Raw genomic sequence first — 14,432 nt, 5'->3', positions numbered from 1 at the left:
AGAGGTGAAGCGTGGCGAGATCCATTAAAAAAGGCCCGTTTTTTGACGATTTTCTGTTAAAACGTGTCGACAAGTTGCGTACGGCGGGACGTAAGGAGTTAGTAAAAACATGGTCGCGTCGATCAACCATTATTCCGGATTTTGTTGGGTTCACCTTTGGTGTACATAACGGCAAAAAATTTATTCCGGTCTTGGTAACGGAGAATATGGTCGGGCATAAGTTTGGTGAATTTTCACCTACCCGGACATTCCATGGTCATGGTGGCGACAAGAAGTCGCACCGGTAGCTGAGGTATTATACGATGGAAGAAGCGGTAGCCAGGCTGCAAAACATGCGTGGATCTCCTGATAAGGTTCGCTTGTTATTGGACCAGATTCGGGGCCTAAAAGTAGATGCGGCATTAAGCATTTTATTGTATTCCAAGAAGCGGATGGCCCAGGCAGTACGGGAGACGCTGAAATCAGCGATAGCCAATGCTGAGAATAATTTGAGTCTGGATGTCGATACTTTGTATGTATCGAAGGCGTATGCGGACAAAGGGACCGTTTACAAAAGGTTTCGTCCACGTGCGCGGGGAAGGGCGAATCGGATCGTGAAGTGGGGATCTCACGTCACGGTGGGGGTTCGGCCCAAGGATTAGCCCAGCCGCGGTGGCTTGGCCAATGGTTTTGGTGAGCATAATGGGTGGAGTTGTAGCCAATGGGGCATAAGGTACATCCGGCTGGATTTCGCTTAGGAATTTCCAGGACGTGGGATACACGGTGGTATGCAGACAAAGCATTTGCATCTTTGTTGTTGGAGGATGTCAAGCTGCGCGAGTGGATCAAAAAGCGATTGGAGCATGCAAGTGTATCGAAGGTAGTGATCGAACGGCCTGCGAAGAAAGCGCGTATCAATATTCACTCGGCGAGACCAGGTATTATTATTGGCAAAAAGGGTGCAGATATTGAGAAGTTAAAGCAGGATTTGGCGAAGGTTGCCAGTACGGAAGTACAGATCAATATCATAGAGGTACGCAAGCCTGAAGCTGAGGCTCAATTGATTGCCGAGAATGTGGCGCAACAATTGGTACGTCGTGTTGCATTTCGCCGAGCAATGAAGCGCGCCGTAACATCGGCGATGCGCTTGGGAGTACAAGGAATTCGTATTAACTGTGCGGGGCGTTTAGGTGGTGGAGAAATCGCTCGTACAGAGTGGTACCGTGAAGGTCGAGTACCGTTGCATACCTTGCGTGCAGATATTGAATATGGATTTGCCGATGCGTTGACCACCTATGGATTGATTGGTGTAAAGGTATGGGTGTTCAAAGGCGAGGTGAATGAGCGGGAAGATAAGCGGGCTGGATAATAACCCGTCGAGCCATCGAAAAAGATAAGGTTGATTTGATATGTTGCTGCAACCCAAGAAGACCAAGTTTCGCAAGGCCCACAAGGGTCGGATTCATGGATTGGCCACCAGTGGAGCCGAGCTTAGTTTCGGACAATTTGGACTAAAGGCCATGCGTGCCGGTCGTATAACCGCACGTCAAATTGAAGCTGCACGTCGGGCAATGACGCGGCATATCAAGCGTGGTGGACGGATCTGGATACGCATGTTTCCCAATGTTCCTGTTTCCTCCAAGCCAGCAGAGGTGCGTCAGGGAAAAGGTAAGGGAAACCCTGAGTTTTGGATTGCGCGAGTGAAGGCAGGGCGGATTCTCTATGAGATGGAAGGGGTATCTGAGGCTCTGGCCAGAGAGGCAATGAGCTTGGCTAGCGCCAAGTTGCCGATTCCGACCAAGTTTGTTGAGCAGGTCCGCGAGGCGTAAGGATTGAAAGATGAAGAACGCAGAAATCAGGGAGATGAGCCTAGAGGCCGCTGGTGAGCGACTGCTGGAGTTGTATCAAGAGTCGTTTAATTTGCGGTTTCGCAATGCCACATCGCAATTGGAGAATACAGCTCGCATTCGTCAGGTGCGTAGAGAGATTGCGCGGATAAAAACGATTATAGAATCGCGTCCGCAACAGCAGGTGGGAGCGTAGCCATGCCACAACGTGTTTTGCAGGGTGTCGTTGTCAGTGACAAGATGGATAAGACCGTTGTAGTATTGGTGGAGCGCAAGGTGCAGCATCCACTGTATGGAAAGATTTTGAAGCGGTCCAAGAAATATAAGGCGCATGATGAAGAGAATCGTCATCGAGTCGGAGACGAAGTGCGGATTCGTGAATGTCCTCCGATCAGTAAAGATAAGCATTGGAGAGTGGTCGGGGAGGGCGTCGCATGATTCAGGTTGAGACTACGCTGGAGGTTGCTGACAACTCCGGGGCCAAAAAAGTTGAATGTATCAAAGTATTAGGTGGATCAAAGCGTCGCTACGCCCGCGTGGGTGATGTCATTGCGGTATCGGTTAAAGTGGCGATACCCAGAGGCAAAGTCAAGAAGGGTGATGTGGCGCGCGCTGTGGTAGTACGGACTCGTAAAGAGACGATACGTGATGATGGCAGCTATATTCGTTTTGATAGCAATGCGGCTGTTCTGATCAACAAGGCTGGAGAGCCGATTGGAACACGCATTTTTGGTCCGGTAACACGCGAGTTACGTGCTCGGAATTATATGAAGATTATTTCCCTGGCTCCAGAAGTATTGTAGGTAACGATGATGAAGGATCAAATCAAAACCAATCTGAAGAAGGGTGACCAGGTAGTCGTCATAACCGGCAAGGATAGAGGCAAACATGGTCGCATCCTGCAGGTATTACTGAAAGAAGGAACGCTTCTCGTTGAACGGATTAATATGATCAAGCGTCATACTAAACCGCAACGCGGGCAAGAGGGTGGTATTGTGGAAAAAGAGTCCCCGATCCATATTTCCAATGTGATGTATTACGATGCAGCCACTGGAAAAGGGGTTCGCATTGCTAAGAAAAACCTGGAAGATGGTCGTAAAGTGCGGATTATGAGTGGTTCCGGGGAAGTTATTGATCGTTAGGTCCGCATAACGGACGGTTAAAGATTGCACCAAGGATTGAGATATGCCTAGGCTGAAACAGATATATGAGCAGGAGATTGTAGCAAAGCTCACTGAGGAGTTTGGCTATAGCAACTCCATGCAGGTGCCGAAGATTGTGAAAGTTGTGCTCAATATGGGGGTTGGTGAAGCTGTGGCAGATAAAAACGCCATGAACGGAGCTGTTCAGGATATGACAGCAATTTCCGGGCAAAAGCCAGTCGTTACACGTGCACGTCGATCGATTGCCAGCTTCAAGGTACGTAAGGGAATGCAGTTGGGATGCAGAGTCACCTTGCGTCGTGAACGGATGTATGAGTTTTTGGATCGTTTGATCAATATTGCATTGCCGCGTGTACGAGATTTTCGTGGTGTTTCAGGAAAATCCTTTGATGGTCGTGGTAATTATGCGCTTGGTTTGAAAGAGCAGATTATTTTTCCTGAAATAGATTATGATAAAGTGGATGCAGTGCGTGGTATGGATATTGTGATCGTGACCACAGCAAATACCGATAAAGAGGCGAAGGCATTGTTGCGGGGGTTCCGCATGCCTTTCACGAATTGATAGGAAGCAGGGAAACTTTCTGAAATGGCCAAGAAATCATTGATTGCCAAGTGCAAGCGTAAGGCAAAATTCTCTACGAGAGCATATCATCGTTGTGAAAGATGTTCTCGTCCGAGGGGATATTTGCGTGACTTTCATTTGTGCCGCATTTGTGTAAGGACCCTGGCGCTGCGTGGTGAGATACCTGGAATCGTCAAGGCATCCTGGTAAAGATCGGGTTGCCGATACAGGGATAAGTATGATTGGCAGCGTTGCCAAGCAAGGCAGGCTGACTGGAAATATATTTGGGAGTCTTTAAGAGATGGGAATGACTGACCCGATCAGTGACATGTTGACGCGGATACGCAATGCTCAGGCAGTGCGGAAAGATTATGTCGATATTCCTAAGTCCAGGATCAAGATGCGCATAGCTGAGATCCTGCTGGAGGAGGGGTATGTAACTGGGGTTGAGGAGTTACCCAGCGAGGCAGCGCAACAATATTTCCGAGTGGTATTGAAATACCATAATGGGCGTGCTGTTATCGAAGAGATAAAGCGCAGTTCTAAGCCAGGTCGGCGCTTATATGTGGGTTGGGGTGCAATTCCGCGAGTCTATCAAGGCTTGGGAATCAGCATTCTGTCTACCAACAAAGGGTTGCTGTCGAACCGCAATGCCCGAAAAATGGGTGTTGGTGGTGAATTGATCTGCACCGTATTCTGATTCTTAGGGATTTTCGGGATATGTCCAGAATAGGAAAGAAAGTCGTTGTCATTCCTGATGGAGTGCAAGTGACTATTGAAGATCAGACAGTAACAGTCAAAGGCAAATTGGGCAGTTTGACACGTGAGTTTCATCCTGGAGTACAGATAAATCAGGAAGAAAATCACCTCTCTGTTGCGATTAAGAATCGTGAAGGAAACAGTGCGTTGTGGGGTTTAACGCGCTCCTTGTTAAGTAATATGGTAGTAGGAGTTTCCAAGGGATTTTCGCGGGTATTGGAGATTCAAGGAGTGGGTTATCGTGCAGCGGTGAACGATACAGTGTTGCAATTGAACTTGGGATATTCGCATCCGATAGATTATGCTTTACCCAGTGGTGTGACAGCGCAAGTAGAGAAAAATGTGGTGGTGACTTTATCAGGCATGGATCCAGAGACAATTGGACAAGCCTGTGCGGATATTCGGCGGTTTCGTCCACCAGAGCCTTATAAAGGCAAGGGTATACGCAATGCCGGTGAGTATATTTTGCGTAAAGTGGGCAAGAAGAAGTAACTTGATCAAGGGGAAATTTGGATGGCAAAGAATCGGCACGCGGCCAGACGGATCCGGAGTGAGAGAGTCCGTTATCAAATTGCGCGGACTTGTGGAGATCGTCCTAGATTGTCGGTATTTCGCAGTGTCAGTCATATCTATGCACAGATTATTGATGACAAGCAGGGACGGACAATAGCTGCCGCTTCCACCTTGGAAGAGAGCATTCGCACACAGATCAAGAGTGGCGGAAACAAAGAAGCAGCCGTATTGGTCGGACGTTATATTGCAGAGAGAGCGTTACAGGCCAATATCCGGGAGGTAGTTTTTGACCGGGGAGGATGTTTGTTTCATGGTCGGGTCAAGGCTTTGGCGGATTCAGCTCGCGAAGGCGGGTTGGAGTTTTAGCTGACGGGCTTGCATAGAGAATTGACGTTAAGCACGCGGACGGGGAGCAGGAATGTCGAAATCACGTCGTGGAGTGCCCGAAGAGAGGGCTGAGACTTGGCAAAGCGATGATATGATTGAACGGCTGGTGACCATCAAACGGACTGCAAAGGTAGTCAAAGGTGGTAGCCGGTTTAGTTTTTCAGCAATTGTCGTGGTAGGCAATGGCCAGGGTGAAGTTGGATATGGTCTGGGTAAGGCCAAAGAGGTGCCGGAGAGCATCCGCAAGGCGACAGAAAAGGCCCGCAAGAGCTTGATTCCTGTGCCGATACGTGATGGACGCACTCTGTTCCATGAAATTGTCGGCCACTATGGTGCAGGAAGTGTGGTAATGCGTCCTGCAGCAGAAGGTACGGGCATTATTGCTGGTGGATCGATGCGGCCTATTTTTGAGGCATTGGGAGTACGTGATGTACTGGCCAAGTCTACAGGTACCTCCAATCCGCATAATCTGATTAAGGCGACCTTCTTGGCACTGCAGTCTATCCGTTCACCGAAAGAGGTCGCAGAGAAACGTTCTTTAGCGATTGAAGCTCTGGGTGGAAAGGCGTAGAGATGGCAGGGATCATTAAAGTTAAGCAAGTGCGCTCAATTTCAGGAAGACCTGAAAAGCATAAACTGATTGTACAAGGTTTAGGATTGCGTCATTTACAACATGTACGCGAGTTGCAGGACACACCCAGTGTGCGCGGCATGATTCGCAAAGTACAGCACTTGGTGCAGATTGTAGAATAATCAGACCAAGCGTTTGAGAGACGTAACTGCTTGAACTAAAGAGATGCCAGAGAGGTTTTGGAAGAGATGAAACTGAATCAATTGCCCGAATGTCCTACCGGTCGTATTGCGGCCAAGAGAAAAGGTCAGGGAATTGGCAGCGGTAATGGTAAAACCGCTGGCAAAGGCACCAAGGGGCAGACAGCGCGTTCCGGCGGCTACCATAAAGTCGGCTTTGAGGGTGGACAGATGCCATTGCAGCGTCGTCTGCCGAAGCGTGGGTTCAGGAGTCCGTTCAAGGAATATTATGCTCTGGTTCAGATTGAAGATTTGGACATATTTGAAGCTGGAAGTGAGATTGCTTTAGCAGATTTGCAGGCAAAGGGTTTGGTGGGTCGGTTGAAGGATGGTGTCAAGCTCCTTGGCGATGGTGAGATTAATAAGGCATTGACGATCCACGTCGATAAAGTGAGCCGTGCTGCGCAAGAGAAGGTGGAAGCAGCGGGAGGCAAGGTAGTCTTAAGTGGTGCTTCGGCGTAAGGACACCCTGCATGGCTGCTATAGATACACAGTCTCCCTTTGCCGGACTGGCTAACCTGGGACAAATACCGGAACTGCGTAGTAGACTGCTGTTTACCCTTGGTATGTTAATTGTTTATCGGATTGGCGCACATGTTCCGACACCAGGGATTGATCCGCAAGCTTTAGCAGCCTTTTTTGCACAGCAACAAGGAACATTATTGGGCATGTTCAATATGTTCAGCGGGGGAGCGCTCTCTCGCTTGACTGTGTTTGCTTTGGGAATTATGCCCTATATCTCTTCCTCAATTATTTTGCAGTTGATGACTGCGGTAGTGCCGCAGTTGGAGGCGATCAAAAAAGAGGGAGAGTTGGGAAGAAGAAAAATCAATCAGTATACCCGATATGGCACAGTCGTTCTCTCCATATTTCAGGGCTTTGGTATAGCCTATGGTCTGGAGACGATGCAAGCGGGTGGCATGAATGTTGTGATTGAGCCAGGCTGGCAATTCCGTTTAATGACGGTATTGACGCTGACAAGTGGTACTGCATTTATCATGTGGGTTGGCGAGCAAATTACAGCACGTGGTATCGGCAATGGGATATCTCTGATTATCTATGCGGGTATTGTTGCCAATCTGCCGGTAGCTTTAGTAAGGACGTTGCAGCTTGCCCGGACAGGTGATATTCAACCACTGTTTGTATTGTTGCTGTTGGTGATCTCTGTGGCTGTAACCGCCTTTATTATCTATATGGAGAGAGCGCAACGGCGAATTTTGGTGCAGTATGCCAAAAGACAGGTCAGTGGCAGAAGGATGGTGGGTGGAGAGAGTACCCATCTGCCTTTGAAGATTAACACGGCTGGCGTAATACCACCAATTTTTGCCAGTTCGATCATCCTGTTTCCTGTTACGATAGCCAATTTTGCGCCATGGGATGGCTTGAAAAGTTTGGCAGCGATGTTGTCGCCGGGAAATGTGATGTATATGGTTGTATATTCGTTAGCAATTATATTCTTTTGTTACTTTTATACAGCGATTGTGTTTAATCCAGAAGAGACTGCGGATAATCTGCGTAAATATGGCGGTTTTATCCCAGGGATTCGGCCAGGCTTTCGCACGGCTGAATATTTGGATACGATTTTGACACGCTTGACCTTGGTGGGAGCAATTTATGTCGCTGGAGTTTGTTTGTTGCCAGAGATACTGATTGCCAGTTATAATGTACCGTTTTATTTTGGTGGCACATCGATGTTGATTGTCGTTGGCGTTACCATGGACACGGCGGCGCAGATTCAGTCATTCCTGATCAGCCGTCAATATGAAGGTTTGATGCAGCGGGCAAGAATCCGCGGGCGGCGTTAAAAAGTGGAGGACAGTCAATGAAAGTTCGTGCATCAGTCAAAACGATCTGTAAAGATTGTAAGACAATCAAACGCAAGGGGATTGTGCGGGTGATTTGTACCAAGCATCCCAAGCATAAACAGAAGCAAGGCTGATCAAACCGTCGCGAGTCGGATAAGAGGCTGGCTGCAGCCTATCGGGCAGAACTCAGAAAGGTAGTGGAGGTTGTAAAGTGGCGCGAATTGCCGGGGTAAATATACCCATCAATAAACGATTGGCAGTTGGGTTGACCTATATTTTTGGCATAGGTAAACATTCAGCAGCCAATATTCTTAAGGCAGCGGACATTTCACCTGACACACGTGGACGCGATCTTTCTGAGGCAGATATTGCGCGTATTCGTGCCATTATTGACAGTGAATACCAGGTGGAAGGTGATTTACGCCGTCAAGTGGCCATGAATACCAAGCGGTTGATGGATTTAGGATGTTATCGTGGTTTGCGTCATCGTCGTGGTTTGCCGGTGCGTGGACAGCGTACACATACCAATGGACGTACCCGCAAGGGTCCACGTCGGTCGATTCCAGGTAAAGGTTGATAGGCAGGCTTATGATCGGTCGGCAGTAAACCGGCCTGCAGATTGAGGAGAAAAGATGGCGAAGGTCCAGAAAGTCACCCGTGGAAAGAAGAAAGAGCGGAAAAGTATAGCGAGTGGTGTAGCGCATATACACTCGACGTTCAACAATACGCTGGTCACGATCACTGATACCTCAGGTAATGTGGTGTCGTGGGCATCAGCAGGTGCTCAGGGGTTCAAGGGGTCGCGTAAGTCAACCCCGTTTGCTGCCCAGATGGCTGCGGAAGATGCTGGTCGCAAGGCGATGGAGCATGGGATGCGGAATATAGATGTGCGCCTGAAAGGTCCTGGTTCCGGTCGTGAATCGGCACTGCGAGCTTTGGCGGGGATTGGATTCAATATCGCGTTTGTGCAGGATGTGACGCCCATTCCACATAATGGATGCCGTCCACCCAAACGTCGTAGAGTGTGATTTATTTTAGCTGCTTATTGCGAGGGACGCAGGAACAATGGCCCGTTATTTTGGCTCCAAATGCCGAATTTGTCGGCGCGAATCCACCAAGCTCTTTTTGAAAGGTGAAAAGTGCTTTACCGACAAGTGTGGAATTGAACGTCGGAACACAGGACCTGGCTTGCATGGCCAACGCCGCCGCAAGGTATCCGATTATGGGCTGCATCTGCGTGAAAAGCAGAAGATCAAAAAGACATATGGTCTGTTGGAAAGACAGTTCCGTAACTATTTTGAAAAAGCGGAGCGCATGAGTGGAATTACTGGTGAAAACCTGTTGATACTTCTTGAGCGTAGACTAGATAATGTTGTGTATCGTATGGGTTTTGCTGCTTCGCGCAGTGAAGCACATCAAATAGTCAGCCATCGGCAAGTGTTGGTAAACGAGCAGATGGTGAATATTGGATCCTATCTGGTCAAACCTGGAGATAAAGTTGCCATAGTTCCTGGAGCGCGTGCCCAATTGCGTATTAAGGCAGCTTTGGAAAGTGCGGCAAAGCGTGGTTTTCCAGGCTGGGTGGATGTGGATGCGGTAAACATGTCAGGTCTATTTCGTGCGATTCCCGACCGTGCTGATTTGCCGGCGGATTATAATGAAAACCTGATTGTTGAGCTGTACTCCAAATAGACGTGAGACCAGGTTAGGGGAAGCGGATGTACAGAAACTGGACCGAATTAATCAAACCCCAAAAAGTAGAAATTCTCGAAGAAGGGAATTCACAGTACAAAGCGACTTTGATCGCCGAACCTCTGGAGCGTGGTTTTGGCACAACGCTGGGAAATGCCTTGCGTCGTGTATTGTTGTCTTCTTTGCAAGGAGCAGCAGTCTCTTCAGTGCAAATTGAAGGTGTGCTGCATGAATTTTCTACGGTGCCTGGTGTTTTGGAAGATGTGACCGATATTATCCTGAATTTGAAAGGATTGGCTATCCGGGTCAAGTCAGGTGTTGGTCCAAAAGTGGTATACTTAAAAGCAGAAGGAGAAGGATCTGTCACCGCAGCGGCTATCGATTGTGGGGCTGATCTGGAAATTCTTAATCAGGACCATCATATTGCCACTTTGAATAAGAGTGGCAAGTTGGATATGCGTTTGACTGTAACGACGGGAAAGGGATATGTCCCGACTGCGCAAAAATCGGATGATGATCCTGCCACGATTGGTGAAATTTTTCTGGATTGTAGTTATAATCCAGTGAAGCGGGTAGCCTATAAAGTGGAAAATGCGCGTGTTGGCCAGCAGACTGACTATGATAAGCTGATTATGGAGATTGAGACCAATGGTGTGGTCTCGCCAGAAGATGCCTTGGCATTGGCTGCAAAAATCTTACAGGATCAGTTGAGTCTGTTTATTAATTTTGACGATGTACCGATGGGAGATATTCAAGAGGAGTCCTCCCAGCCCAAGTGGAATCCCAATTTGTTCCGTAAGGTTGATGAGCTGGAGTTGTCGGTACGTTCCGCAAACTGCCTGAAGAATGATGAGATTGTCTATATTGGCGATTTGGTACAAAAAACCGAGGCAGAGATGTTAAAGACACCCAATTTTGGGCGCAAGTCTTTGAATGAAATCAAGGAAGTTCTTGAAGAAATGGATCTCAGTCTGGGAATGGTGTTGGATGGTTGGCCGCCGGAAAATATTGATGAGTTGGCCAAGCAGTTTGAAGATGAGCATTTCTAAGGGAGCGGCAGCATGAGACATCAAAGAGATGGACGCAAAATGGGGCGTAGCAGCAGCCATTTTGAGGCAATGATTAGCAACATGCTGGTGAGCTTGTTCCGTTATGAACGGATTGAGACCACAACACCAAAAGCCAAAGAGTTACGCAGTATTGCTGACCAAATGGTCTCCTTGGGTAAGCGGGGAGATCTGCATGCGCGCCGTCAAGCTTTAGGAAAGCTGCAGGATAAAGAGATTGTGCACAAGCTGTTTACCGATATTGCTGAGCGCAATCGTAATCGTCCCGGTGGATATACGCGGGTGTTGAAGACACGTGATCGGTATGGCGATTGTGCACCAATGTCGATGATTGAGCTGGTGGAGAGAGTAGAAAAATAATCAGCTTTCAAATATGGTATAGCATATGCTAGCCGAAGTTGGGTAACAGAGCCAGTAAGTGGTTCGAGCCAACTTCGGCTTTTTTTTTCTTCTTTTACCGTGCAAGGTCTGACTGATGCGCGACAAATATATTGCAACAATGCTTTCACCATGTATGGCCAATTTATTGGCTTTTTTGCTAATTGTGATGCCACTTTTGCTGCCGAATGCTGCATTGGCTGCAAATTGGCACGATATTACCGGCGCCTCCAGTGGAACGATTAATGAAAGTCCACAGCTTCCATCTGCACCTGTTGTGGTTGAAAGAGATACGGACAAGAAGGAGAGTGTGAGCGAAAGTGCTGGAAAGAGTGTCAAAGAAAAGAGTAGCCAAAGTGTGAAGGCTGTTTCTTTGAATAGAGATTCCGGTTTGCTTTTGCACTGGGAGGATTTATTAAGTACGGTCAGTTATGGAGAAGTACCATGGCGCCGTCGTTGGTATCCCTATGCGCCAAACGATGAGGTCACAGGCGTTGAAATGCGCTATATGGCGCAAAGCAGTGATACGCTCATTGATCTTGCGCGGATATTGGGAGTTGGCTTTAACGAGTTGCGCGATGCCAATCCTGATGTCAATGTTTGGGTTCCAGAAGCAGGTACGGTGATTAAAGTCCCCTATAAACGAGTTTTGCCACGTTCGTCAGCGCGTATCATTGTCAATTTGCCTGAGATGCGCGTCTATCACAAGCGACGGGACGGTTGGTTGGATACCTATCCGATTGGAATTGGACGGGAAGGATTATTGACACCCCAAGGCGCTACACATGTGACACGTAAGGCAGCTTATCCCACATGGTATGTGCCAGAATCTATTCGTAAGGATAAGCCACATTTGCCACGATCGATTCCCTCTGGACCGGATAATCCCTTGGGAACGCATGCAGTCTATTTATCGATACCTGGTTATTTGATGCATGGTACACAAAAGCCGTATGGTGTGGGCAGGCGGGTCAGTTATGGTTGTATGCGATTGTATCCTGAGGATATTGTTCGCTTTTATGAAGAGGTTGCAGTTAATGATACGGTAGAGATTGTCAATCAGCCGATCAAGGCTGGCTGGCAGGGGGAAAAGTTGTATTTGCAGGTACATGATGTCTTATCCTACAAAGAGCGTGCTACCATTAAGAGTGTGGCCAGTAAAATAGTCAGTCAAGCTTTACAGAGGCGTAGCTCTTTGGAAGATGAGGTGGTTGTGGATTGGCAGAAGATGTATAAAACGATTGAGCAGGCCAGCGGTATTCCGCAGATGATTGCTCAAGTTTGGCATCCACCTGAGCTTGAGCATTTAGGAGCGGGTTGGGCATGGGAGTATCGACTCAATTTGCCGGTGAAAAAGAAGGTCAAGGCAGTAGGAGCGGCTGAGACAATGGAGGAGAAAGAAGCATTAACTCCTGAGGATTCTGCTGGCGGCAAATGATTAGTCGGTGGTCAAGATACGGAAAACATATTAAAAATTTTTGGCTGTATGGTAACTATTCACGTAACTATCCACCATTAATAATAACTGTGGGTCCAGTGAGGGCACCTCTCTGGTGGAGTTCAGAGAGCTTGTGAATAAATCGTCGCGAGCAAGCTCATGGACAAGGCGCAGAGGAATGAGCGACGAAATATATCAAGCAGATAGGCCAGGTAAGAATTCGCCTGCAACGCCACCCGTTGGCTGCGCAGTAGAAGTAGTCAGAACCTCAGAGGTAAAGCCTCCGGGGTTTTTTTGCGCGATTTTCACCTTAAGCCGACGCGCTCCTGAAGGCGGCGCGGCGCCTAATGGGAACACGCTGTGCGGAAGCGTCTATTTTGTGTTAAATACAGCATCCCCATGGGGGTAGAGCTGGCGGGTTTGCACGAACCTGAAGAGTTACTGAGTACTGTCTTCTGCAGGTTACTGACCTGTTGTGGTCAGCGTTCAATGGTGCAATAGTGGCTTGAGTATAACCGATTATAATGCTGAGAGAGCGGGGAGTAAGGCAGGTTATTTGAAGAGGTTGCTCTACAGAATTGAACAGATCAATTTTGTTCCAAAATCATGTTTTTTTGATTGGATAAAGCAGCTTGGGGCGGGTCAACAATCATCTGCATACGCAAAGATGCGTATTTTGATAGACCGCTTTTGATCAGCGAAGGGCGATCTTACTACCGGGACACTGAGGGGAGGCAAAGCCCCCCAGTGTCCCGATCGTTTTTCGGCAGGTGCCGATTGATTACTTCTTGAGTCCTTTACGGAAGGTCTTCTTGGCACGAGCTGATTCTTCTTTGAGGCGATCGACTTCTTTGCGCAGGGCATCGGCCTCGGCTTTCGCTTTGTCAGCGGCGGCTTGAGCAGCTTTGCGATCGGCTTCAGCTTTGGCGAGTTGATCTTGCACGTTGGCTTCGGGTTTGGCCGGGGGTTGTGAAGCACAACCGCTCAACACGCCCAACAGGCTGGAGAGGACAATAACGGGGACAATTTTCGACATGGATTGAATCTCCTGAAGATGAAAAAGTTTCCTTTAGCTCGCAGCTTTTGCTTAAGCTTACAAAACCGGAATCTTAGCAGAAAAGCCGGTCGAACATCTATCAAAAAAAGCTGCGCTGCGGCCATTGATATGCAGTTTTTTTGTTCGCAAACCTTATACCAAAAACTTGACGCCAATGCAAGCAAAATAGAAAAGAGCGCGATGAATAGTTATTGTTTGTATAACATGTTGAAATATTTGTATATTATATTGTGGTTATCGAATGTCAGTCATCGGAACCAGCCCAGCAGATTGCGGCGACTGACTGTTTTATTCAAATGCTCGGCAACTGATTGTTTGGATCGAGTAGGTGGTTTTTTCCCTAGCGCAAGGGCGATGGCCTCTTCTGGATTGTCTAAATCGTGGGTGGAACTGAGCAATATTTCAATAAAATGGTGCCCTACTTCCGGTTCCCATGCGGTGAGAACCGGAACCAAGCGGTCTATATATTCCAATAACACTCCTTGACCGGCGGCAACGCGCCCTTCGTCATCAGATGTCAAAGGCATGGCATGTCGTATTGGCGGTGTTGGTTGATTGTGGGGGTTGTGCCAGAAAATGCGTTCCACCGCCCACGGTGTGACCAGCAACGCAGAAATGGGCGCTTCTGGATGCTGGGTTGACTCCATTTGCACACGAATCTTCAGTTGGCGATTGAGGTTGGGATCATCTGGCGCACGACTCTGCAGAATTCGTTCACTGGCCACCTGCAGGGCTACAGGGTCGGGCCAACGCCACTCCCATTTGGGCAAATTTTCTTCCATTAGATCAACATACCATCAAGAGGGCTGGAGGCAGTTGCATAGAGCTTTTTGGCTATGCGCCCGGCGAGAAAGGCATCGCGACCACTTTCGACCGCTTTTTTCATGGCCCGAGCCATGCGGATTGGATCTTTGGCGCCAGCGATGGCGGTATTCATGAGCACGCCATCGCAGCCCAACTCCATGGCGATGGCAG

The 14,432-nt window shown here is 48.3% G+C and carries 25 protein-coding genes and 2 pseudogenes; 24 read left to right on the top strand and 3 right to left on the bottom strand.

The window, feature by feature from the left end:
• The first annotated feature begins 11 nt into the window (after positions 1-11).
• The 24 genes and pseudogenes from rpsS (at position 12) to EJP87_RS00525 (ending at position 12,400) form a co-directional block, all read left to right on the top strand.
• Complete coding sequence (gene rpsS / locus EJP87_RS00640; protein ID WP_130469935.1) at positions 12-287, top strand: 30S ribosomal protein S19; 276 nt, start codon at positions 12-14, stop codon at positions 285-287.
• A gap of 15 nt (positions 288-302) precedes the next feature.
• Positions 303-641 (top strand): 50S ribosomal protein L22, encoded by a 339-nt coding sequence (rplV, locus tag EJP87_RS00635; protein WP_130469934.1) that lies wholly within the window; start codon positions 303-305, stop codon positions 639-641.
• Between the two features lie 59 nt (positions 642-700).
• Positions 701-1,348 (top strand): 30S ribosomal protein S3, encoded by a 648-nt coding sequence (gene rpsC / locus EJP87_RS00630; RefSeq protein WP_130469933.1) that lies wholly within the window; start codon positions 701-703, stop codon positions 1,346-1,348.
• A gap of 43 nt (positions 1,349-1,391) precedes the next feature.
• Complete coding sequence (gene rplP / locus EJP87_RS00625) at positions 1,392-1,808, top strand: 50S ribosomal protein L16 (RefSeq protein WP_130469970.1); 417 nt, start codon at positions 1,392-1,394, stop codon at positions 1,806-1,808.
• Positions 1,809-1,818: 10 nt separating this feature from the next.
• Positions 1,819-2,022, top strand: coding sequence for a 50S ribosomal protein L29 (gene rpmC, locus EJP87_RS00620; RefSeq protein ID WP_130469932.1), 204 nt, complete (start codon positions 1,819-1,821; stop codon positions 2,020-2,022).
• A 2-nt stretch (positions 2,023-2,024) separates the two neighbouring features.
• Positions 2,025-2,264, top strand: a complete 240-nt coding sequence (gene rpsQ / locus EJP87_RS00615) for a 30S ribosomal protein S17 (RefSeq protein ID WP_130469931.1) — start codon at positions 2,025-2,027, stop codon at positions 2,262-2,264.
• Positions 2,261-2,629 (top strand): 50S ribosomal protein L14, encoded by a 369-nt coding sequence (gene rplN, locus EJP87_RS00610; RefSeq protein WP_130469930.1) that lies wholly within the window; start codon positions 2,261-2,263, stop codon positions 2,627-2,629. The genes rpsQ and rplN overlap by 4 nt, the downstream gene beginning before the upstream one ends.
• Before the next feature lie 9 nt (positions 2,630-2,638).
• Complete coding sequence (gene rplX, locus EJP87_RS00605; RefSeq protein ID WP_130469969.1) at positions 2,639-2,968, top strand: 50S ribosomal protein L24; 330 nt, start codon at positions 2,639-2,641, stop codon at positions 2,966-2,968.
• A gap of 43 nt (positions 2,969-3,011) precedes the next feature.
• Complete coding sequence (rplE, locus tag EJP87_RS00600) at positions 3,012-3,551, top strand: 50S ribosomal protein L5 (protein WP_130469929.1); 540 nt, start codon at positions 3,012-3,014, stop codon at positions 3,549-3,551.
• 24 nt (positions 3,552-3,575) lie between these two features.
• On the top strand, positions 3,576-3,761 hold the full coding sequence (locus EJP87_RS00595) for a type Z 30S ribosomal protein S14 (RefSeq protein ID WP_130469928.1): 186 nt from the start codon (positions 3,576-3,578) through the stop codon (positions 3,759-3,761).
• A gap of 91 nt (positions 3,762-3,852) precedes the next feature.
• Positions 3,853-4,251: a 30S ribosomal protein S8 gene (gene rpsH, locus EJP87_RS00590; protein ID WP_130469927.1), complete on the top strand. Its 399-nt coding sequence runs from the start codon at positions 3,853-3,855 to the stop codon at positions 4,249-4,251.
• 20 nt (positions 4,252-4,271) lie between these two features.
• Positions 4,272-4,802: a 50S ribosomal protein L6 gene (gene rplF, locus EJP87_RS00585; protein WP_130469926.1), complete on the top strand. Its 531-nt coding sequence runs from the start codon at positions 4,272-4,274 to the stop codon at positions 4,800-4,802.
• Positions 4,803-4,823: 21 nt separating this feature from the next.
• Positions 4,824-5,189: a 50S ribosomal protein L18 gene (rplR, locus tag EJP87_RS00580; RefSeq protein ID WP_130469925.1), complete on the top strand. Its 366-nt coding sequence runs from the start codon at positions 4,824-4,826 to the stop codon at positions 5,187-5,189.
• A 52-nt stretch (positions 5,190-5,241) separates the two neighbouring features.
• Positions 5,242-5,781 carry a 30S ribosomal protein S5 gene (rpsE, locus tag EJP87_RS00575; protein ID WP_130469924.1) on the top strand — a complete coding sequence of 180 codons (540 nt, stop codon included), beginning with the start codon at positions 5,242-5,244 and terminating at the stop codon, positions 5,779-5,781.
• Positions 5,782-5,783: 2 nt separating this feature from the next.
• Positions 5,784-5,963, top strand: coding sequence for a 50S ribosomal protein L30 (gene rpmD / locus EJP87_RS00570; protein WP_130469923.1), 180 nt, complete (start codon positions 5,784-5,786; stop codon positions 5,961-5,963).
• 66 nt (positions 5,964-6,029) lie between these two features.
• Complete coding sequence (gene rplO, locus EJP87_RS00565; RefSeq protein ID WP_130469922.1) at positions 6,030-6,482, top strand: 50S ribosomal protein L15; 453 nt, start codon at positions 6,030-6,032, stop codon at positions 6,480-6,482.
• An 11-nt stretch (positions 6,483-6,493) separates the two neighbouring features.
• On the top strand, positions 6,494-7,825 hold the full coding sequence (secY, locus tag EJP87_RS00560) for a preprotein translocase subunit SecY (RefSeq protein ID WP_130469921.1): 1,332 nt from the start codon (positions 6,494-6,496) through the stop codon (positions 7,823-7,825).
• A 17-nt stretch (positions 7,826-7,842) separates the two neighbouring features.
• Positions 7,843-7,959, top strand: coding sequence for a 50S ribosomal protein L36 (rpmJ, locus tag EJP87_RS00555; RefSeq protein ID WP_130469920.1), 117 nt, complete (start codon positions 7,843-7,845; stop codon positions 7,957-7,959).
• A gap of 77 nt (positions 7,960-8,036) precedes the next feature.
• Entirely contained in the window at positions 8,037-8,402 is a 366-nt protein-coding gene (gene rpsM / locus EJP87_RS00550; RefSeq protein WP_130469919.1) for a 30S ribosomal protein S13, read from the top strand.
• 55 nt (positions 8,403-8,457) lie between these two features.
• A complete protein-coding gene (rpsK, locus tag EJP87_RS00545) occupies positions 8,458-8,853 on the top strand; it encodes a 30S ribosomal protein S11 (protein WP_130469918.1) in 396 nt (131 codons plus the stop codon).
• 37 nt (positions 8,854-8,890) lie between these two features.
• The gene (gene rpsD, locus EJP87_RS00540; RefSeq protein WP_130469917.1) at positions 8,891-9,517 is read left to right on the top strand and encodes a 30S ribosomal protein S4; all 627 of its coding nucleotides are present in this window, start codon (positions 8,891-8,893) and stop codon (positions 9,515-9,517) included.
• 26 nt (positions 9,518-9,543) lie between these two features.
• On the top strand, positions 9,544-10,566 hold the full coding sequence (locus tag EJP87_RS00535; RefSeq protein WP_130469916.1) for a DNA-directed RNA polymerase subunit alpha: 1,023 nt from the start codon (positions 9,544-9,546) through the stop codon (positions 10,564-10,566).
• Positions 10,567-10,578: 12 nt separating this feature from the next.
• Positions 10,579-10,929, top strand: a pseudogene (rplQ, locus tag EJP87_RS00530) (50S ribosomal protein L17); the annotation flags it as partial.
• 130 nt (positions 10,930-11,059) lie between these two features.
• Positions 11,060-12,400 carry a L,D-transpeptidase family protein gene (locus EJP87_RS00525; RefSeq protein ID WP_130469914.1) on the top strand — a complete coding sequence of 447 codons (1,341 nt, stop codon included), beginning with the start codon at positions 11,060-11,062 and terminating at the stop codon, positions 12,398-12,400.
• A gap of 781 nt (positions 12,401-13,181) precedes the next feature.
• Here EJP87_RS00525 and EJP87_RS00520 read toward each other — a convergent pair.
• The 3 genes and pseudogenes from EJP87_RS00520 to EJP87_RS00510 form a co-directional block, all read right to left on the bottom strand.
• Entirely contained in the window at positions 13,182-13,436 is a 255-nt protein-coding gene (locus EJP87_RS00520) for a hypothetical protein (protein WP_130469913.1), read from the bottom strand.
• 269 nt (positions 13,437-13,705) lie between these two features.
• Entirely contained in the window at positions 13,706-14,239 is a 534-nt protein-coding gene (locus tag EJP87_RS00515; protein WP_130469912.1) for a hypothetical protein, read from the bottom strand.
• Positions 14,239-14,432, bottom strand: a pseudogene (locus tag EJP87_RS00510) (hypothetical protein); the annotation flags it as partial. The pseudogene EJP87_RS00510 and the gene EJP87_RS00515, both read right to left, overlap by 1 nt.

The organism is Candidatus Magnetaquicoccus inordinatus (genome assembly GCF_004217665.1).
GTDB classification, from domain to species: Bacteria; Pseudomonadota; Magnetococcia; order Magnetococcales; family Magnetaquicoccaceae; genus Magnetaquicoccus; species Magnetaquicoccus inordinatus.
The sequence above is the reverse complement of the archived record's forward strand: the minus strand, read 5'-3'. Positions and strand labels throughout refer to the sequence as shown.